Source organism: Burkholderia sp. Bp8984, from assembly GCF_003853755.1.
Taxonomy (GTDB): Bacteria; Pseudomonadota; Gammaproteobacteria; order Burkholderiales; family Burkholderiaceae; genus Burkholderia.
Window position 1 is genome coordinate 147,655 of sequence record NZ_QTQN01000008.1, and the last position, 20,294, is coordinate 167,948.

Here is a 20,294-nt window from a genome sequence, read left to right on the forward strand (position 1 = left end):
TCGCACGATGCGTGCAGATAGCGCGTCAAATTGTCGCAAGTCGTAAACAGGCAGGAACCGATGACCTTTTGCCAAATAGCCGTCATTACCCATCGATGATAGAATGCCGCGTCGCAGCAGCCCGGCTGTCCTGCCGTCCATGCGCCGAGCCGATCGTAGCCCGGACAGGTCCCCGACGAATAAACATGGAGTCTCGTGTGTCTTCAAGACGCCTCTTCCGTCCGTTGCTTGCCGTTCTCCTGATCGGTGGCGCGGGCCTTATGAGCGCTGCCCAAGCGCAGACCAAGCCCACGGAGCAAGCGCACGCCCAGCAGGCGCCGCTCAAGGCACCCGATACGATGGCCGAGCGTGTGCGCGGCTGTACCGCATGCCACGGCGTTCACGGCCAGGGCACGGACAACGACTATTTCCCGCGTCTTGCCGGCAAGCCGGCGGAGTACCTGTACAACCAGCTCGTCAACTTCCGTGATGGCCGGCGCAAGTACCCGCCGATGAACTATCTGCTGACCTACCTGAACGACGATTACCTGAAGGAAATCGCCGAGCACTTCTCGGCCGAACGTCCGCCGTACCCGACGCCGGCCAAGCCGACGCTGCCGGCTGCCACGCTCGCGCGCGGCAAGCAGCTCGTCACGCAAGGCGATCCGTCGCGCAAGCTGCCGGCCTGCGTGGCCTGCCACGGCGCAGGGCTGACCGGCATGCAGCCGGCGATCCCGGGCCTCGTCGGCCTGCACGCCGATTATCTGAGCGCACAGCTCGGCGCATGGCGCTCGGGCAACCGCCACGCGAAGGCACCGGATTGCATGCACGACATCGCCGCGAAGCTTTCCGACGAAGACGTGACGGCCGTGACCGCATGGCTCGCCGCGCAACCGGCGCCCGCCAACCCCGTGCCGGCACCGGCGCGTTCGATGAAGACTCCGCTCGCCTGCGGCAGCGAACCGCAATAAGGCAAGGGAGACAGACACAATGAAACGCAAGTCCCTGTTTGCACTCTCGGCTGTCGCGATCGTCGCGGCCGCCGCCCTCGTGCCGGTCCTGTGGCCGGGCAACGACACGCTGCACGGCGCTGCCGCCGTCGCGGCCACGCCGGCCGACCAGGCCGCGCTGATCAAGAAGGGCGAATACCTCGCGCGCGTCGGCGACTGTATCGCGTGCCACACCGTGCGCGGCGGCAAGTCGTTCGCGGGCGGCCTGCCGATGGCGACGCCGTTCGGCACGATGTACACGCCGAACATCACGCCGGACGACAAGGACGGCATCGGCAAGTGGACGTCGGACGACTTCTACCGCGCGATGCACACCGGCCGTTCGAAGGACGGCAGCCTGCTCTACCCGGGCTTCCCGTTCGCGAGCTACACGAAGGTCACGCGCGCCGACTCGGACGCGATCTACGCGTACCTGCGTTCGGTCCCGCCGGTCTCGGTGCCGAGCCGTCCGCACGAACTGAAGTTCCCGTTCAACAACCGCAACCTGCTGATCGGCTGGCGCACGCTGTTCTTCAAGGAAGGCGAGTACAAGCCGGATCCGACCAAGTCGGTCGAATGGAACCGCGGCGCGTACCTCGTCGAAGGCCTCGGCCACTGCTCGATGTGCCACACGTCGATCAACATGATGGGCGGCCCGGTGAACTCGGCAGCCTTCGCGGGCGGCCTGATCCCGCTGCAGAACTGGTATGCGCCGTCGCTGACGAACGACAAGGAACTCGGCCTCGGCGACTGGCACGTGCAGGAGCTGTCGGACCTGCTGCAGGCCGGCGTGTCGAACAAGGGTGCGGTGTTCGGCCCGATGGCCGACGTCGTGCACAACAGCCTGCAGTACATGAGCGACGAAGATACGCGCGCGATGTCGACGTACCTGAAGTCGATTCCGCAGAAGGCTGAAGCGCCGAAGAACATGCAGTACGAGCCGTCGAAGCAGTTCGGCAACACGCTGTTCGACCAGGGCAAGAAGATCTACGCGGACAACTGCGCGACCTGCCACGCCGAAACCGGCGCGGGCAAGCCGCCGGCGTATCCGCCGCTCGCGGGCAACCATTCGATCGTGATGGAATCGGCGGTCAACCCGATCCGCATGGTGCTGAATGGCGGCTATCCGCCGAGCACGTTCAAGAATCCGCGTCCGTACGGGATGCCGCCGTTCGCACAGTCGCTGTCGAACCAGGAAGTCGCGGCAGTCGTCACGTATATCCGGATGTCGTGGGGCAACAACGGTACGCCGATCTCGCCGCAACAGGTGAGCGACCTGCGTTCCGCGCCCCTTTGCTTTTTTGCGACGCCGTTCCCCGCGCTGGCCGCGCGAGGCGTCGCCGATCATAAAACTCAAGAGTGGTATCTATGTCTTTCGAATCTCTCGGCCTGGCCGAACCGCTTGTCAAGGCGGTCAACGAGCTCGGCTACACGTCGCCGACGCCCATCCAGCAGCAGGCGATCCCTGCCGTCCTCGGCGGCGGCGACCTGCTCGCCGGCGCACAGACCGGCACCGGCAAGACCGCCGGCTTCACGCTGCCGATCCTGCAGCGCCTGCATACGTTCTACGCCGAGCATCGCGGCGCGAAGCGCGCGGTGCGCGCGCTGATCCTCACGCCGACGCGCGAACTCGCCGCCCAGGTCGAGGAAAGCGTGCGCGCGTACAGCAAGTACCTGAAGCTGCGCTCGACCGTGATGTTCGGCGGCGTCAGCATCAATCCGCAGATCGATGCGCTCAAGCGCGGCGTCGACATCGTCGTCGCGACGCCGGGGCGTCTGCTCGATCACATGCAGCAGAAGACGATCGACCTGTCGGATCTCGACATCCTCGTGCTCGACGAAGCCGACCGGATGCTCGACATGGGCTTCATCCACGACATCAAGCGCGTGCTCGCGAAGCTGCCGCCGCAGCGCCAGAACCTGCTGTTCTCGGCGACCTTCTCCGACGAGATCAAGTCGCTCGCCGACAACCTGCTCGATTCGCCGGCGCTGATCGAAGTCGCGCGCCGCAACACCACCGCGGAAAGCGTCGCGCAGAAGATCCACCCGGTCGACCGCGATCGCAAGCGCGAGCTGCTCACGCACCTGATCCGCGAACACAACTGGTTCCAGGTGCTCGTGTTCACGCGCACCAAGCACGGCGCGAACCGGCTCGCCGAGCAGCTGACGAAGGACGGCATCAGCGCGATGGCGATCCACGGCAACAAGAGCCAGTCGGCCCGCACACGCGCGCTCGCGGAATTCAAGAACAGCACGCTGCAGGTGCTGGTCGCGACCGACATCGCCGCGCGCGGGATCGACATCGACCAGTTGCCGCACGTCGTCAACTTCGACCTGCCGAACGTGCCGGAAGATTACGTGCACCGGATCGGCCGCACGGGCCGTGCAGGCGCGACCGGCGAAGCCGTGTCGCTCGTGTGTGTCGACGAGAAGCAGCTGCTGCGCGACATCGAGCGGCTGATCAAGCGCGAGATTCCGCAGGAAGTGATCGCGGGCTTCGAACCCGATCCGACCGCGAAGCCGGAGCCGATCCAGCAACGCCGCGGCCAGCAGCCGCGCGGCGGTGGCGGTGGCGGCGGTGGCGGCAATCGCCAGCCGCGTGCAGGCGGCTCGGGCCAGCCGGCCGCGAAGCGCGACGGCAATGCGCAGCCGAAGGCCGCGAAGGCGGCCAAGCCGCGCGCGGCCGGCGGTGCGAGCGGCAACGCCAGCGGCGGCGGCCGCCCGTCAGGCGGCAACGGCGCGCGCCCCGCGAACGGCAACGCCGCGCACGCGAACCGCAACCGTTCGTCGCGCAGCGGCCAGCGCGGTCACTGAAGCCGCGCGGCCGCGCGCCGCAGGTGCTCGACCTGGCGCTGCCAGCGCGCGAGCACCTCGGCGCGCGCCTCCCCTTCCAGCGCAAACGTGACGCCCGTCGCGAGACGCGCATAGCCGACCCGCTGCGCATCGCCGTGCGCGATCGTCGCAGCGAATCCGGCAAGGCCCCCGAAGTCCCCTTCGAGCGGCTCGATCCTCAGTTGTGCCTGAAAGAATGCGCCGTCCGCGACGAGCGTCAACGCGGCCGCGCGCCGTTGCGTCAGCGCACGCGCCGCGCGCGATTGCGGCCAGAGCGCGAGCAGCAGCGTATGCGCGTCGCGCGCGTGGATCTCGCCGACGCTGAGCAGCGTCGTGCGCAGCTGGCCGTCGTCGGTCGCGACGATCAGCGATGCGGCGAAGTCGGCATGGCGTTCGAGCGCGGTGCCGTCGAACAGCGCAACGACGGCCGGCGGCCACGCGTCGAACGTCCATTGTTCGAGCGCGTGGCGATGGGAATCGGTCATGATGGCGGCCCCGGTGAAAAGCAGATGATGATCGCGCAGCATACGCGCGCCGGACCGCGCGGTGACGATCAGCGCATGAACACGTGCCGCGTGATCTTCGTCAGCGGATAGTGGACGCTCGGCTGGATCTTCGCGGGCAGGTCGAGCGGCTTGAGCAGCATCTTCACGCACATGTCGGCCGACAGGTTGCGCCGCACGAGCGAGCTGATGCGCGCGGCACGCTCGCGGTTGTATTGACTGTCGCCGACGCGATCCGGGTAGCGGACGGCGAACACGTGGCGCAGCGCGATCTCGGAATCCTCGTTCTTGATTTCCATCACGCGGCGCATCAGCGCGCCGAGCACCGCGAGACGGCCGTTGCCTTCGAGCTTGTTGTACTTCTTGAAGAACTTGAAGAAGTGCTTGTAGTGACGCACTTCGTCCGAGCGGATGTTGTCGGTGATTTCCTTCAGCACCGGCTCGTCCGAGCATTCGTTGATCGCGCGATAGAGCGTGGCCGTGCCCGTCTCGACGACGCAGCGCGCGACCATCTCGAGCGCGCGGGTCTTCTCGAACGCGTCGACCGAGCAGGTCTTCGAATACTCGGCGAAGAAATTCGCGAACGCGGTGTCCCAGTCGAACTCCGGCCACACGTGCGCGATATACGCCTTCAGCGCGCGCCCGTGCTGCAGTTCCTCGTGCTCCCACGCATTGTTGAGCCACGCGGACACTTCCGGATCGTCGTTGAAGAACTCGCTCAGGTTGCTCGTGTAGAGATCCGAGCCGCTTTCGATGAACGACGACGCGCACAGCAACAGCAGCAGATCCTCGTTCGCGGCGGCGCGCTGACGATCGATCCGGTTCAGGTCGATGTCCTCGATACGCCATGGCATGACATGCGTCGTTTCAGTAGGCATGGTGATGCGCTCCCAGTCGTCGCGCGGCCGGCCGGCCCATCTCTTCGCTCAGGCCCGGCGTGCCCGCAGGCGACGTTTTGCTTGCATTTATTAGTGGATTGGTCCGGCCGAACCATGCTGGCATCTTAGCCGGACTTTTATGTTCGTGCTTCAAAGCACTGACCATGCCCGCCGCGCGCAGTTCCGCCGCGCATGTTGCGGATCGTTAGATGAGTTGTTCGAACCGGTTGCGCGCGCGCGACGGCATGCGCTGCATCCAGGCAAAACGGGCGGCCATCCGGCCGCCCGTCGGGCACAACGCTGGAAGCGTTCCGTCAGAAACCGGCCGCAAGACCGTCGCGACGGCTGTCGCTCGCGGCCACGTAGCCGCGGTCGGGATCGTCGCGATCGAGACGCCACACGAACTGCCCCGAACCGAAATCCATGTAAGGATCGTCGATCGACTTGATCGTATGGCCGCGCGCGGCGAGCCCGTCGACCGTCTCGCGCTTCATCGTCGACTCGACGTCGAGCGTGAAGTCGCGATTGACCTTCCAGCGCGGCGCGTCGCAGGCGGCCTGCGGCTGCTGCCCGTAGCCGAGCATGCGCACGACGGTCTGCAGGTGGCCCTGCGGCTGCATGTCGCCGCCCATCACGCCGAAGCTCATCACGGCCTCGCTGCGGCCGTCGACTTCCTCGGTGACGAACGCGGGGATGATCGTATGGAACGGCCGCTTGCCGCCCGCGACGACGTTCGGCGACGCCGGGTCCATCGAGAAGCCGTGCCCGCGGTTCTGCAGGGCAATGCCGGTACCGGGCACGACGAGCCCCGAACCGAAGCCCATGTAGTTCGACTGAATGAAGCTCACCATCATCCCGCGCTCGTCCGCCGCGGACAGGTAGATCGTGCCGCCCGACTGCGGGCGGCCGGCAGCGAAGTGCGTCGCGCGCGCGCGATCGATCAGCTTCGCGCGTTCCGCGAGATACGCATCGTCGAGCATCTGCGCGGGCGTCACGTCCATCGCGCGCGGATCGGCGACGTAGCGATAGACGTCCGCGAACGCGAGCTTCATCGCCTCGATCTGCAGGTGCTGCGAGTCGACCGAATCGACCGGCCATTCGCTCAGGCCAGCCTGCTCGGCGATCCCGAGCGCGATCAGCGCGGCGATGCCCTGCCCGTTCGGCGGGATCTCGTGAATCGTATGACGGCCGAAGCGCTTGCCGATCGGCTCGACCCATTCCGGCCGGTACGCGCGCAGGTCGGCTTCGGTCAGCGCGCCGCCGCCTTCGCGCGCGAACGCCGCGAGCTGCGCGGCGAGCGCGCCTTCGTAGAACGCGCGCGGGCCGTCGTTCGCGAGCGTGCGCAGCGTCTGCGCGTGGCCCGGCAGGCACATGCGCTCGCCGACGTGCGGCGCGCGCCCGCGCGGCATGAAGGTGTCGGCGAAACCCGGCAGTCCCTGCAGTTCGGGCACCGCGGCCGCCCATTTGTGCGCGACGATCGGCGACACCGCATAGCCGCGCTCGGCGATCTCGATCGCCGGCTCGAGCAGATCCGCGAACGGCAGCGAGCCGAACTTCGCATGCAGCGCTTCCCAGCCCGCGATCACGCCCGGCACCGTGACGGTGTCCCAGCCGCGCGTCGGCTTGTTCGCGATGCCGTGCGCGTCCTCGCCGTGGCGCTTGCGGAAATAGTCGGGACTCCATGCGGCCGGCGCGACGCCCGACGCATTCAGCCCGGACAGCCGCCCGCCGTCCCACACGAGCGCGAACGCATCGCCGCCGAGCCCGCACGACACGGGCTCGACCACTGTGATCGCGGCCGCGGCGGCCAGCGCCGCATCGACGGCATTGCCACCCTTCCACAGCATCCGCAGCCCGGCCTGCGCGGCGAGCGGGTGCGACGTCGACACGACGTTGCGCGCGAATACCGGGATGCGGGTCGTCGGATACGGGTTGTGCCAGTTGAAGCCAGTCATCGGTTCCACCTCGTCGAAAGCTGAATGAACGCGCCGGACGCACGACCGGCATGCGCGGACAGTCCGCCATTGCAGCGCGATCCGCGCGATCGCACAAATTCATTTGTCACATGAATCCATGTACTTTCCGCATGAATTCCGGGCGGTGATGCGCCGCAGGCCGGTCGAACGCCCTTCCCGCCCTTACAATACCCGCTCCGCCTCACGATCCGACCGCCGAGCCATGACCCGAGATCCCCGCCTCACCCTCAACGCGCGCCAGCAGGAACTGCTCGAATGGGTGCAGCGCGACGGCTTCGTGACCGTCGACGATCTCGCCGCGCACTTCGCGGTCACGCCGCAGACGATCCGCCGCGACGTGAACTGGCTCGCCGACCTGAACCTGCTGCGCCGCTACCACGGCGGCGCGAGCCTGCCGACCAGCTCGGAAAACGTGTCGTACACCGCGCGCCAGCGGATGTTCCATGACGAGAAGCGGCGCATCGCGGCGCTCGCCGCGTCGCACATCCCCGACCAGGCGTCGCTGTTCATCAATCTCGGCACCACGACCGAGGAAGTTGCGCGCGCACTGAATCGTCATCACGGGCTGCACGTGATCACGAACAACCTGAACGTCGCGTCGATGATGAGCGGCTATCCCGACTGCGAGGTGCTGATCACGGGCGGCATCGTGCGGCCGTGGGACAAGGGCATCGTCGGCGAGCTCGCGATCGACTTCATCCGCCAGTTCAAGGTCGACTACGCGATCATCGGCACGTCGGCGATCGAAGCCGACGGCACGCTGCGCGACTTCGACACGCGCGAGGTGCGCGTGGCCGAGGCGATCATGCAGCATGCGCGCACGGTCTACCTCGTCGCCGATCATTCGAAGGTCGGCCGTCCGGCGCTGGTGCGCCAGGGCCACCTGAGCCAGGTTCATGCACTCTTCACCGACAAGCCACTGCCGCCGGAGATGGCCGACGCGGTGGCGAACGCGGGCACCCAGGTGTACGTCGCGGAATGACCCCGCGGAATGACCCGCGCGATGCTGCACCGCACCTGAAACTTCAAGTGAAATCAAGAAGTTGGCGCGCCCGCTGAACCGCTAGCGGTTTGCGTGCCTGTCAAACTGAAAATTAACGGGGCACGATTTGTCGTTGCCCGCGCGCTCGACTAGACTCCAGTTCCCCGGCCCGTTCGCGCGATCCGCCCGTGCCAAGGCGTGTGCGAATCCGAAGGCCGGCGAATACAGCTTTCCCCCCAAGCCATACCCCGCCGGGTATCGCGCAGCGGCGTTTGCGCCGGCTGCGCGGGCAAACCGATTGCCATGGAGAGAACGATGCTGAGTCCGCATGAATTCGCCACGCTACTGCTTGTGAAGGATGCCCCCGATCATGGGGACATGGATCGCGATGAACTCGACGCGCTGCTCGAACAGCAGCTCGTGCGGCTGGAAGGGCTGGGATCGGGACGCAAATACTGCGTGACCGAAACCGGCGACGCCGCGTTGCGATCCATCAAATGCCGCTATTCCTGAAGTCCCGCTGTTCCTGACTTGAGCGCGCCGGCCGGATTTCCGGCCGAGCCGCTTTTCCCGCCTCCCGCAGCGCTCCGGCGTCAGCCGCCGCGCAGCGTCGGATCGACCGCGGCCCGCCAGCTGACGGCCTGCGCGCGCGCGCCGTTGAAATACGCGACCCATCCGGCGCGCCCCGCCGCGTCGGGCGCCGCATAGTGCGCCGAAAGTTCGTTTACGAACGCGCAATAGTTCGCCTGCGTCAGCCCGCGATACCGTTTCGCCACATACGCGTCGTACAGCGTCGAATAGACCGGCTGCGCGTCCGCGCCCCAGTCGCGCGCGGTGCCGCCGCACGACGTCTGCAGGTCGACGAACGACGGCGCCCGCCAGTTGCCGGCAAGCGGCGGCGTGCCGGCGCTGCACCCTGCCAGGACGACGGCGCACGCGCCGGCCCACATCCCAATACGCATGATTCACCTCGCGAAACGGTCGATTGCGCCAGTATCGTCCGGGATCGCGCCACGCGCTACTGGCCCCGCTTTTTCGAACTTTACTTTTTCGATTTCGTTCGTTAAATTTCGAATTCGAACATTTCATGTTCGTCCATTTCCATCAGACGATAAGGACAGCAGGTGACCCAACCGAATCGCTACGATCTGCTCGTCGTCGGCGGCGGCATCAACGGCGCCGGCATCGCGCGCGATGCGGCCGGCCGCGGCCTGTCGGTCCTGCTCTGCGAGCAGGACGACCTCGCGTCGCACACGTCGTCGTCCAGCACGAAGCTGATTCACGGCGGCCTGCGCTACCTCGAATACAACGAATTCGGACTCGTCCGCAAAGCGCTGCAGGAGCGTGAGACGCTGCTGCGCGCGGCGCCGCACATCATGTGGCCGCTGCGCTTCGTGATGCCGCACATGCCGAACCTGCGGCCGGCCTGGCTGATCCGCATCGGCCTGTTCCTCTACGATCACCTCGCGAAGCGCGAACTGCTGCCCGGCTCCCGCGGCATCGACATGCGCCGCCACGCGGCCGGCGCGCCGCTGATCGACTCGATCAAGCGCGGCTTCGTGTATTCGGACGGCTGGGTCGACGACGCGCGCCTCGTCGTGCTGAACGCGCTCGATGCGAAGGAGCGCGGCGCCGAGATCCTCACGCGCACGAAACTCGTGTCGGCGGAACGCCGCGGCGACGAATGGGAAGCGCGGCTGCGGCACGCGGACGGCTCGATCCGCGTCGTGCGTGCGCGCGCGGTCGCGAACGCAGCCGGCCCGTGGGTCGGCGAAGTGCTGCACGGCGCGCTCGGTCGCGGCGCGCAGCACAGCGTGCGGCTCGTGAAGGGCAGCCACATCATCACGCGGCGCCTGTTCGATCACGACCACGCATACATCTTCCAGAACCCGGACAAGCGGATCATCTTCGCGATTCCGTACGAGCACGACTTCACGCTGATCGGCACGACCGACGTCGAATACACGAACGATCCCGCGAAGGTCGCGATCGATCGCGACGAGACGCAGTATCTGTGCGACTCGATCAACCGCTACTTCAAGCGCAAGATCTCGCCGGCCGACGTGCACTGGACCTATTCGGGCGTGCGCCCGCTGCTGGAAGACGAAAACGCGGCGAACGCGTCGGCCGTCACGCGCGACTATCGCCTCGAGATGGACGACGGCGCCGGCGCGCCGCTGCTGTCGGTGTTCGGCGGCAAGATCACGACGTTCCGCAAGCTCGCGGAGGAAGCCGCCGACCTGCTGTGTCGCGCGCTCGGCCGCGACGCGAAGACCTGGACGGCCGGCGCGCCGCTGCCGGGCGGCGACATCGCGAACGCGAAGTTCGACGTGTTCGCCGACGCATTCGCGAAACGCCATCCGTGGCTGCCCGCCGCGCTTGCGCGCCGCTATGCGCGCGCATACGGCACGCGCGCGGAACGCGTTGTGGACGGCGCGACGTCGCTCGCCGACCTCGGCGCCGAGATCGCCCCGGGCATCCACGACGCCGAACTGCGCTACCTGCGCGACGTCGAATGGGCGACCTGCGCGCAGGACGTGCTGTGGCGCCGCTCGAAGCTCGGCCTGCACGTCGCGCCCGGCACGCTCGACGCGGTGACGGCCGCGGTCGATGCGTGGTTCGCCGCCGCGCACGCGCCGCACGCGTGATCCGTTTGCAGTTGCAGTTGCCTGACCGACGTTGATTCACCGACGCGCCGCGTAACATGCGGCGCGCATCACAACTACGCCAATCCACGGATGGAGATGAGAGACATGCAGGATCAGTACATCCTCGCGCTTGACCAGGGCACGACGAGCTCCCGCGCAATGCTGTTCGATCGCCAGGGCAACATCGTATCGATCGCCCAGAAGGAATTCGAACAGATCTACCCGCAACCCGGCTGGGTCGAGCACGACCCGCAGGAAATCTGGTCGACGCAGGCGGGTGTCGCCGCCGAGGCGGTCACGCGCACCGGCCTGAACGGCACGTCGATCGCCGCGATCGGCATCACCAATCAGCGCGAGACGACGATCGTCTGGGATCGCGAGACGGGCCAGCCCGTCTACAACGCGATCGTGTGGCAGGACCGCCGCACCGCCGACTTCTGCGATTCGCTGAAAGCACAGGGCCTCGAGGCGAAGGTGCGCGCGAAGACCGGCCTGCCGATCGACTCGTACTTCTCCGCGACCAAGATCCGCTGGATCCTCGACAACGTACCGGGCGCGCGCGACAAGGCGCGCCAGGGCAAGCTCGCGTTCGGCACCGTCGACAGCTGGCTCGTGTGGAACTTCACGAAGCACGAGCTGCACGTGACCGACGTGACGAACGCGTCGCGCACGATGCTGTTCAACATCCACACGCGCGAGTGGGACAGCGAGCTGCTCGAGTTGCTCGACATCCCGCGCAGCATGCTGCCGGAAGTGAAGGCGTCGTCGGAAATCTACGGCCATACGAAAACCACGGTGTTCGCGTCGAAGATCCCGCTCGCGGGGATCGCCGGCGACCAGCACGCGGCGCTGTTCGGCCAGATGTGCACGACGTCGGGCATGGTGAAGAACACCTACGGCACCGGCTGCTTCCTGATGATGAACACCGGCGACAAGCCGATCGAGTCGAAGAACAACCTCGTCACGACGATCGCGTGGCAGATCGGCAACGACGTGCAGTACGCGCTCGAAGGCAGCATCTTCATCGCGGGCGCGGTCGTGCAGTGGCTGCGCGACGGTGTCGGCATCATCAAGACGGCCGCCGAAATCGAAGCGCTCGCCGCGAGCGTGCCGCATACCGACGGCGTCTATCTGGTGCCGGCGTTCGCGGGCCTCGGCGCGCCGCACTGGAACGCACGGGCGCGCGGTTCGGTGTTCGGCGTCACGCGCGGCACCACGTCCGCGCATCTCGCGCGCGCGGCGCTCGATGCGATCGCCTATCAGTCGCTCGACGTGCTGGCCGCGATGGAAGCCGACTCGGGCATCAGCATCGGCGAGCTGCGCGTCGACGGCGGCGCGAGCGCGAACGACCTGCTGATGCAGTTCCAGGCGGACCTGCTCGGCGTCGACGCGGTGCGCCCGCAGATCACCGAGACGACCGCGCTCGGCGCAGCCTACCTCGCGGGCCTCGCGATCGGCTACTGGAAGAACCTCGACGAAGTGCGCAGCCAGTGGCAGCTCGATCGCCGCTTCTCGCCGTCGATGCCGAAGGAGCAGGTCGAGCGCTGCATGGCCGGCTGGCAACGCGCGGTGCGCGCCGCGAAGGCGTGGGCCGACGACGTACAGTAAGCACCGCGGCAGCAATCACAAGAACTCCGAACGAAATACAACAACACCGGCGGACCGCGCAACGCGCGAGTCCGCCGCGACCTACGAGAGACAAACATGTCACCTTATATTGCAGAATTCATCGGCACCGCCATTCTCGTGCTGCTCGGCAACGGCGCGGTCGCCAACGTGCTGCTGGCGAAGACCAAGGGCAAGGGCGCGGACCTGATCGTGATCGTGATGGGCTGGGCGATGGCCGTGTTCGTCGCCGTCTACGTGACCGCATCGTTCAGCGGCGCGCACCTGAACCCGATCGTCACGATCAGCCTCGCGCTCGCGGGCAAGTTCGCGTGGTCGAAGGTCGGCGGCTACATCCTCGCGCAGATGCTCGGCGGGATGGCGGGCGCCTTGCTCGTGTGGCTCGCGTATCGCCAGCACTTCGCGAAGGAAGTCGATGCGGACCTGAAGCTCGCGGTATTCTGCACGGCGCCCGCGATCCGCAGCACCACGCACAATGTGCTGACCGAAGCGATCTGCACGTTCGTGCTGATCCTCGGCGTGCTGTATCTCGCGTCGCCGCAGGTCGGCCTCGGCGCGCTCGACGCGCTGCCGGTCGGCCTGCTCGTGCTCGGCATCGGCATCTCGCTCGGCGGGCCGACCGGTTATGCGATGAGCCCGGCGCGCGACCTGTCGCCGCGCCTGATGCATGCGCTGCTGCCGATCCCCGGCAAGCGCGACAGCGACTGGCGCTATGCGTGGGTGCCGGTGATCGGCCCGCTGCTCGGCGGCGCCGCGGCGGCCGGCCTGTATCTGCGCCTGCACGCGATGGCCTGAGCACGCCGTCATTCGACCTCGAGCCTGCGCGCGGCACGGCCTGCCGCGCGCTTCCGGCCACTCACTTCGTCGCGCGATCGTCGCTTCGCCGGCACCGCGAATCGCCCGTGGCCGATACCGGACGACTTCGACGCCGGGACCACGCTTCGCGACACGCAAGGGCTCGCGGGTCGGAACGGTGATCGACGACGAGTCCGCCGCGCTCGCGCCGCGACGACGCCTCCGTCAACGAGGTGCGTCATCGTGACCGGGCACTCGCGCCGCACGGCGCAGCCGCGAAAGCACGTATCATGGCGGCATGATCGGCGTCGCCGACACCCCGCTTCTTCACCATCATGCTCGATCACCTTATCTGCGACTGCGACGGCGTGCTCGTCGACAGCGAAGTCATTGCCGACCGCGTGCTGCTCGAAACGCTGTCCGCCACCTTCCCGCATCTCGATTTCGAAGCCGCCGCGAAGTCTGCGTTCGGCCAGCAGACGTCGCGCTTTCTCGCGGGGCTCGAAGCGCATTTCGGCATCCGGATGCCGGACAACTTCATCGAGACCGTCGAGCGCAACATCGAAACCGGTCTCGCGCAATCGCTCGCGCCGATCACCGGCGTGCGCGACGCGTTGCTGAAGGTCGGCCTGCCGGCCGCGGTGGTGTCGAACAGCCGGCTCGTGCGCGTGCGCAGCTCGCTGAAGCGCGCGTCGCTCACCGAAATCTTCGGCGAGCGCGTGTTCAGCTCCGAGCAGGTCGCGCGGCCAAAGCCCTACCCCGACGTGTACCTGCATGCGGCGCGCACGCTTGGCGTCGCGCCGGCGCGCTGCATCGTCGTCGAGGACAGCGTGTCGGGCCTGAACGCCGCGCGCGCGGCGGGCATGAAGACGATCGCGTTCGTCGGCGCGAGCCACATCCCCGACAACTACGCGGACGCGCTGCGCGCGATGGGCATCACGCGGATCATGCGCAGGATGGATGAACTGCCGGCGCTCGTCGCGGCCGGCCTGCGCGGCGAATTCGGCGACGTGCAGTCCTGACCGACCGCCGCGCCGGAGCGACATCACCGGCGTGCGGCTCGCTGCGCACGCCGTACCCGCGGGCGCCACGGTGCGCCCGCCATGCCGGCCCTCAGGCCGGCTCGCAGCAGCGCTCGCGCGCGGCCGCCAGCGCTTCGCGGAATTCGACGAGCTCCGCGATCGTCAGCATCGGCAGCCCGTGCTGCTGCGCGAAACGCTCGACGTCGTCGCCGCGCGTCATCGTGCCGTCGGGATTCATCAGCTCGCACAGCACGCCCGCCGGCTTCAGCCCCGCGAGGATCGACAGGTCGACCGTGCCTTCGGTATGGCCGCGGCGCGCCAGCACGCCGCCCGGTTGCGCGCGCAACGGAAACACGTGGCCGGGGCGCACGATGTCGTACGGCTTCGCATCGTCGGCGATCGCCGCGCGGATCGTCGTCACGCGGTCGGCCGCGGACACGCCGGTATGCACGCCTTCGCGCGCCTCGATCGACACGGTGAACGCGGTGCCGTTGCGGCTCTCGTTGGTCTGCACCATCGGCGGCAGCTCGAGCGCGCGGACCTTGTCGTCGGTCAGGCACAGGCACACGATGCCGCTGCACTCTCGGATCAGGAGCGCCATCGTCTCGGGCGTGATGCGTTCGGCGGCGACGATCAGGTCGGCCTCGTTTTCTCGGTCGTGATCGTCCTGCAACACGACCGCGCGGCCCGCGCGCAACGCGTCGAGCGCGGCGGCGATGCGCGGCGGCACCGGTTCGGAATCCAGCAACGGGAGATCGGCAAAGGCGTCGGCAGGTGCCGACGAAACGGACTTGAAGGACATGTGAAACGCTCCTCGCGATTACGATTTGGGCGAAAAACGTTTCAGGGCATTGCAAACAGACAGAACGACAACCCGCTTCGCACGGACGGCAAAGCGGCCCTGACGGACATGACTATCTGCACATCTTCTCTCATCCGGACTATGACCGTCGGCTCTGGCATTCGACCAGATCTGCTGACCCCGCGCATATGCGCGGGCGCTCGCGGGCTCGCCGGCTTTCGCCAGCCTACCGCCGGTGGGGAATTTCGCCCCGCCCTGAAGACGCACTGATTACCGGCCACGGGGATCTCCCCGTGGAACGGCCGGCCAAGCATACATCAGCTGCGCGCACCGCGCAGCGAACCACACCTAAAACCTTACTGACGACGCCGTCTAACGGCATCGTCCGAACGGCCGACACCGGGCCTGCGCGCGTCCCGATGGAACCGGCGCCGGCCCGGCGACCCGCCCGCGCGCTCAGCCGGCCGCGTGCGCGGCGTCGGGCACGAGCCAGCGCGGCGGCACCTCGGGGCTCACCGTCACGCGGAACGCGCGCGCCTCGCTGTCGCCGGGATTGCGCAGGCTGTACGGCTGGTCGGCGTCGAACACGATTGCGTCGCCGGTCGCGAGCAACTGGCGGCGATCGTGCACGCTGACTTCGAGCGTGCCCTCGCTGACGACCAGGTTGACCGTCGTGCCGGGCGCGCGGCGCGTGCCGGGCTCCGTGTGCAGCGGCGCGATCCGCAGCTCGTGGAACTCGGCCGCGGCCGGTTCGCCTTCCGGATACAGCGCGCGCGCCGAGAAGCGGCCGTTCGAGCTGACGACGCGCGCCGCGCGCTCGGCCGCCAGGTGCTCGAAGCCGTTCACCGCGTGACGGCGCAGGAATGCGGCGACCGATACCTTGAGCGCCGCGGCGATCTTGCAGAGCACCTTGATCGACGGCACGCTGCGCGCGGATTCGATCTGCGCGAGCATCGCGCGCGACACGCCGGACAGCCGCGCGAGCGCATCGAGCGACAGCTGCCGCTCGGCGCGCAGGCGCGCGAGGTTCACGCCGACGACCTGCTCGAGGACGTCGAGCGACGCGGACGTCCGCGCGTCGACGGCATTGCCGGATTCGAAGGAAGACACGTCGCGCACCAGCGCAAGGGGTGAAGACATAGCATGGCCTCCGGGCCGCCGCGCGGCCCTGCGAATGGGGTAAGCCTGAATCGGAATCGGGTTGCGCCACGAACGGCGCGTATCGAGACGCTATCACCCGGCCCCGACCCGGCAAACGAAGTTATCTTCACACCGTTATCAGCATCGCGGAGGAATGCGTTTCTCGCGAACCTTTTCCTGTCGCCATAGCGCCGGTGCACCGCCGCCCGATGCACCATCAATGCGCGGCCGGTGCGGCGCCGCGCGCCGGCGCGCGCGCATCGAGCCGCATCGCGAGCCACGTGACGACGAGCGCCGCGAACGTCACCGCGACGGCGACCCACGGCAGCGCGTCGAGCGCGAAGCCGTGCCCCAGCGCGAGGCCGCCGAGCCACGCGCCGGCCGCATTGCCGACGTTGAACGCGCCGATGTTCAACGTCGACGCGAGATGCGGCGCGCTCGCGGCCTTCTCGACGACGCGCGCCTGCAGCGGCGGCACCGTCGCGAACGCGGCGATTCCCCATACGAACACGGTCACCGCGGCCGCGACCGGCAGGTGGCTCGTCTTCGCGAACACGGCCATCACGGCCATCAGCGCGACCAGGATCGCGATCAGCGACGGCATCAGCGCGCGATCGGCGAGCTTGCCGCCGAGCGTGTTGCCGACCGTCAGCCCCGCGCCGAACAGCACGAGGATCAACGCGACCGCGCGCGGCGAATAGCCGGTGACGGTTTCGAGGATCGGCGCGATATACGTGAACACGACGAACACGCCGCCGAAGCCGAGCACGGTCATCAGCAGCGCGAGCCAGACCTGCGGCTCCTTCAGCACGCGCACTTCGTGGCCGAGGCCGACGGGCCCGCTGTCGTGGCGGTTCGGCACCAGCAGCGCGACGCCGCCGAGCGACAGCACGCCGAGCGCGGCGACGATCCAGAACGACGCGCGCCAGCCGAGCAGCTGGCCGACGAACGTGCCGAACGGCACGCCGAGCACGTTCGACAGCGTGAGGCCCGTGAACATCAGCGCGATCGCGCTCGCGCGCTTGTCGGCCGGCACGAGCGACGCGGCGACCACGGCGCCGATCCCGAAGAACGAGCCGTGCGCGAACGACGTGACGACGCGCGCGACCATCAGCATCGCGTAGCCGGACGCGGTCGCGCACAGCACGTTGCCGACGATGAAGATCGCCATCAGCAGCTGCAGCGCGGCCTTGCGCGGCATGCGGCTCGTCAGCACCGCGAGCAGCGGCGCGCCGGCCGCGACGCCGAGCGCGTAGCCGGTGACCAGCAGCCCGGCCGACGGCAGCGACACGGCGAGGTCGTGCGCGACTTCGGGCAACAGGCCCATGATGATGAATTCGGTGGTGCCGATGGCGAAGGCGCTGATCGCGAGCGCCAGGAGCGGAATGGGCATGACGTTCTCCGAAAGGGCGGCGGACGCGGCGCCCGGTCGGTGCCGCACCGCACAAAAGGCGGGATCTGCGCGCATTGTCCCGAATACGCCTATCTTTGATAATTGGCGTGGCATTTGAACCATTTTCAAAAATTTCTGGAAAATCCGATGGATCGACTGGGCGACATCCGGCTGTTCGTCGAGGCGGCCGAACTGGGCAGCCTGTCCGCGGCCGGGCGCAAGCTGAACCTCACGCCGGCCGCCGCGAGCGCGCGCCTTGCGAAGCTCGAGGCGAAGGTCGCGACGCGGCTGTTCGAGCGCTCCACGCGGCAGCTGCGGCTCACCGACGAAGGCCGGCTCTACCTGAACTGCTGCCGGCAGGCGCTGCAGGCGCTCGACGACGCGCATGCGCTGCTGCAGGAAGGCCGCAACGTGGTGGCCGGCAAGGTGCGGTTGTCGTCGACGTCCGATTTCGGCCGCAACCAGCTGCTCGACTGGCTCGACGAATTCACCACGCTGCACCCGGGCGTCACGTTCTCGCTGACGGCGTCCGATTCGGCGTCGAACCTGTGGCAGGACGAGATCGACCTCGCAATCCGCTTCGCCGCCCCGCCCGACGGCGCGCTGATCGCGCGCCGGCTCGCCGCGAACCGGCGCGTGCTGTGCGCGGCGCCGTCGTTCGTCGAGCGCCACGGCGTGCCGGCCGACCCGCACGATCTGGCCCGCTTTCCCTGCAACGTGATCACGATCGCGTCGGGCCCGATGAACACGTGGCGCTTCACGCGCGGCGACGAGGTGCAGACCCACACGGTGCCGGTGTCGACCGCGTTCGAGACCAACGACGGCGGCTTGACCCGCGAATGGACGCTGCGCGGCCACGGCATCGCGCTGAAGTCGCTGTGGGACATCGCCGACGACGTGCGCGCCGGCCGGCTGCGCGTGCTGCTGCCCGACTGGCGGCACCAGGACGCGCCGCTGCACGCGATCTATCACAGCAAGCGCTACATGGCGCCGCGCGTGCGCGTGCTGCTCGACTTCCTCGCCGAACGCTTCGCGCGCGAGGAAGCGGCGCTGGACGACCTGCTGAACGCGTGCCGCTGACGGCCGCCGCGCCGCCATATCAGGGTCGGAATGCAACGAAAGGCGTCGCGCGGCCGCAACCCGCCGCCCGCCCGGCACGGCGCGTAAAGCTATAATGGAAGGCTTTCCCGACGGCTTTTCACGCGTTCACGCGTTGCGCGAGAGGCTCGCCCGACGCGCGCTGCGCGCCCCGGTCCGCCACGCGGCACCGGCACGCGCCGCTGCATCGCAGCAGCCGTCCCGATTCACCCTTGACGACGCCCCCAGGTCAACCACTGCGAACGGCGAATCCCCATGACCAAGAAAGTTTACGTAAAGACCTTCGGCTGCCAGATGAACGAGTACGACTCGGACAAGATGGTGGACGTGCTCAATGCGGCCGAAGGCCTCGAAAAGACCGATACCCCGGAAGACGCGGACATCATCCTGTTCAACACGTGCTCGGTGCGTGAGAAGGCGCAGGAAAAGGTGTTCTCCGATCTCGGCCGCGTGCGCGAGCTGAAGGAAGCGAAGCCGGGCCTGCTGATCGGCGTCGGCGGCTGCGTCGCCAGCCAGGAAGGCGCGTCGATCGTGTCGCGCGCGCCGTACGTCGACCTCGTGTTCGGCCCGCAAACCTTGCACCGCCTGCCTCAGATGATCGACGCGCGCCGCGAGAGCGGCCGCGCGCAGGTCGACATCTCGTTCCCGGAAATCGAGAAGTTCGACCACCTGCCGCCCGCGCGCGTCGAGGGCCCGAGCGCGTTCGTGTCGATCATGGAAGGCTGCTCGAAGTACTGCAGCTACTGCGTCGTGCCGTACACGCGCGGCGATGAAGTGTCGCGCCCGCTCGACGACGTGCTGACCGAAGTGGCCGGCCTCGCCGACCAGGGCGTGCGCGAAGTCACGCTGCTCGGCCAGAACGTGAACGCCTACCGCGGCGCGCTGGCGGCCGGCTCGTCCGAAATCGCCGATTTCGCGACGCTGATCGAATACGTCGCCGACATCCCCGGCATCGAGCGAATCCGCTACACGACCTCGCATCCGAAGGAATTCACGCAGCGCCTGATCGACACCTACGCGAAGGTGCCGAAGCTCGTGAGCCACCTGCACCTGCCGGTCCAGCACGGCTCCGACCGCATCCTGATGGCGATGAAGCGCGGCTACACGGTGCTGGAATACAAGTCGGTGATCCGCAAGCTGCGCGCGATCCGCCCGGACCTGTCGCTGTCGACCGACATGATCGTCGGCTTCCCCGGCGAGACCGAAGAGGATTTCGACAAGATGATGGCGCTCGTGCACGAGATGAGCTACGACACCAGCTTCTCGTTCATCTACAGCCCGCGCCCCGGCACGCCGGCCGCGAACCTGCACGACGACACGCCGCGCGAGGTCAAGCTCAAACGCCTGCAACATCTGCAGGCGACCATCGAGGAAAACGTCGCGCGCATCAGCCAGTCGATGGTCGGGAAGGTCGAGCGGATCCTCGTCGAGGGCCCGTCGCGCAAGGACCCGAACGAACTGTCGGGCCGCACCGAGAACAACCGGGTCGTGAATTTCCCGGCGCCGCTCGCGTCGCACCCGCGCCTGATCGGCCAGATGATCGACGTGAAGATCAACCATGCGTACCCGCACTCGCTGCGCGGCGAGCTGCTGCTCGTGAGCGACGACGCGAGCGCGGCCACCCACTGACC

General features: G+C 67.8%; 17 protein-coding genes, 1 pseudogene and 1 riboswitch. Of the genes and pseudogenes, 11 read left to right on the plus strand and 7 right to left on the minus strand.

Annotated features, from left to right (window positions below):
* The first annotated feature begins 185 nt into the window (after positions 1–185).
* From DID98_RS11225 to DID98_RS11235, 3 genes and pseudogenes are all read left to right on the plus strand, one after another.
* The gene (locus DID98_RS11225; protein ID WP_044844542.1) at positions 186–950 is read left to right on the plus strand and encodes a c-type cytochrome; all 765 of its coding nucleotides are present in this window, start codon (positions 186–188) and stop codon (positions 948–950) included.
* Positions 951–969: 19 nt separating this feature from the next.
* A pseudogene (locus DID98_RS11230) lies at positions 970–2,262 on the plus strand (c-type cytochrome); the annotation flags it as partial.
* Between the two features lie 74 nt (positions 2,263–2,336).
* The gene (locus tag DID98_RS11235) at positions 2,337–3,782 is read left to right on the plus strand and encodes a DEAD/DEAH box helicase (RefSeq protein WP_124486899.1); all 1,446 of its coding nucleotides are present in this window, start codon (positions 2,337–2,339) and stop codon (positions 3,780–3,782) included.
* On the opposite strand, the gene DID98_RS11240 is transcribed toward DID98_RS11235, so the two are convergent.
* The 3 genes from DID98_RS11240 to DID98_RS11250 all read right to left on the minus strand — a co-directional run bounded on the left by DID98_RS11240 (position 3,776) and on the right by DID98_RS11250 (position 7,136).
* On the minus strand, positions 3,776–4,285 hold the full coding sequence (locus tag DID98_RS11240) for a hypothetical protein (RefSeq protein ID WP_044846780.1): 510 nt from the start codon (positions 4,283–4,285) through the stop codon (positions 3,776–3,778). The genes DID98_RS11235 and DID98_RS11240 overlap by 7 nt on opposite strands.
* 68 nt (positions 4,286–4,353) lie before the next feature.
* Entirely contained in the window at positions 4,354–5,181 is an 828-nt protein-coding gene (locus tag DID98_RS11245; RefSeq protein ID WP_044846781.1) for a ferritin-like domain-containing protein, read from the minus strand.
* A gap of 314 nt (positions 5,182–5,495) precedes the next feature.
* Positions 5,496–7,136, minus strand: coding sequence for a gamma-glutamyltransferase family protein (locus tag DID98_RS11250; protein WP_124570698.1), 1,641 nt, complete (start codon positions 7,134–7,136; stop codon positions 5,496–5,498).
* A gap of 223 nt (positions 7,137–7,359) precedes the next feature.
* On the opposite strand from DID98_RS11250, the gene DID98_RS11255 reads away from it, so the two are divergent.
* Positions 7,360–8,139 (plus strand): DeoR/GlpR family DNA-binding transcription regulator, encoded by a 780-nt coding sequence (locus tag DID98_RS11255; RefSeq protein WP_044846783.1) that lies wholly within the window; start codon positions 7,360–7,362, stop codon positions 8,137–8,139.
* 315 nt (positions 8,140–8,454) lie between these two features.
* The gene (locus DID98_RS11260; protein ID WP_044846784.1) at positions 8,455–8,652 is read left to right on the plus strand and encodes a hypothetical protein; all 198 of its coding nucleotides are present in this window, start codon (positions 8,455–8,457) and stop codon (positions 8,650–8,652) included.
* A gap of 80 nt (positions 8,653–8,732) precedes the next feature.
* Here the strand turns inward: DID98_RS11260 and DID98_RS11265 are convergent, their stop codons facing one another.
* Positions 8,733–9,101 carry a hypothetical protein gene (locus DID98_RS11265; RefSeq protein ID WP_044846785.1) on the minus strand — a complete coding sequence of 123 codons (369 nt, stop codon included), beginning with the start codon at positions 9,099–9,101 and terminating at the stop codon, positions 8,733–8,735.
* A 162-nt stretch (positions 9,102–9,263) separates the two neighbouring features.
* On the opposite strand from DID98_RS11265, the gene glpD reads away from it, so the two are divergent.
* The 4 genes from glpD (at position 9,264) to DID98_RS11285 (ending at position 14,230) form a co-directional block, all read left to right on the plus strand.
* Positions 9,264–10,787, plus strand: coding sequence for a glycerol-3-phosphate dehydrogenase (gene glpD, locus DID98_RS11270; RefSeq protein WP_044846786.1), 1,524 nt, complete (start codon positions 9,264–9,266; stop codon positions 10,785–10,787).
* Between the two features lie 105 nt (positions 10,788–10,892).
* Entirely contained in the window at positions 10,893–12,395 is a 1,503-nt protein-coding gene (gene glpK, locus DID98_RS11275) for a glycerol kinase GlpK (RefSeq protein ID WP_124570699.1), read from the plus strand.
* Between the two features lie 96 nt (positions 12,396–12,491).
* The gene (locus DID98_RS11280) at positions 12,492–13,208 is read left to right on the plus strand and encodes an MIP/aquaporin family protein (RefSeq protein ID WP_044846788.1); all 717 of its coding nucleotides are present in this window, start codon (positions 12,492–12,494) and stop codon (positions 13,206–13,208) included.
* 335 nt (positions 13,209–13,543) lie between these two features.
* On the plus strand, positions 13,544–14,230 hold the full coding sequence (locus tag DID98_RS11285; RefSeq protein ID WP_124488633.1) for an HAD family phosphatase: 687 nt from the start codon (positions 13,544–13,546) through the stop codon (positions 14,228–14,230).
* Between the two features lie 91 nt (positions 14,231–14,321).
* Here the strand turns inward: DID98_RS11285 and ribB are convergent, their stop codons facing one another.
* The 3 genes from ribB to DID98_RS11300 form a co-directional block, all read right to left on the minus strand.
* Complete coding sequence (ribB, locus tag DID98_RS11290) at positions 14,322–15,032, minus strand: 3,4-dihydroxy-2-butanone-4-phosphate synthase (RefSeq protein ID WP_124488632.1); 711 nt, start codon at positions 15,030–15,032, stop codon at positions 14,322–14,324.
* A gap of 118 nt (positions 15,033–15,150) precedes the next feature.
* Positions 15,151–15,299: riboswitch (FMN riboswitch) on the minus strand.
* A 189-nt stretch (positions 15,300–15,488) separates the two neighbouring features.
* Entirely contained in the window at positions 15,489–16,172 is a 684-nt protein-coding gene (locus DID98_RS11295; protein ID WP_044846799.1) for a helix-turn-helix domain-containing protein, read from the minus strand.
* A gap of 217 nt (positions 16,173–16,389) precedes the next feature.
* On the minus strand, positions 16,390–17,565 hold the full coding sequence (locus DID98_RS11300) for an MFS transporter (protein WP_124488631.1): 1,176 nt from the start codon (positions 17,563–17,565) through the stop codon (positions 16,390–16,392).
* Positions 17,566–17,712: 147 nt separating this feature from the next.
* Here DID98_RS11300 and DID98_RS11305 point away from each other — a divergent pair, with 147 nt between their 5' ends.
* Complete coding sequence (locus DID98_RS11305; RefSeq protein WP_044846801.1) at positions 17,713–18,645, plus strand: LysR family transcriptional regulator; 933 nt, start codon at positions 17,713–17,715, stop codon at positions 18,643–18,645.
* Between the two features lie 273 nt (positions 18,646–18,918).
* The gene (gene miaB / locus DID98_RS11310) at positions 18,919–20,292 is read left to right on the plus strand and encodes a tRNA (N6-isopentenyl adenosine(37)-C2)-methylthiotransferase MiaB (protein WP_044846802.1); all 1,374 of its coding nucleotides are present in this window, start codon (positions 18,919–18,921) and stop codon (positions 20,290–20,292) included.
* The last annotated feature ends 2 nt before the right edge of the window (positions 20,293–20,294 follow it).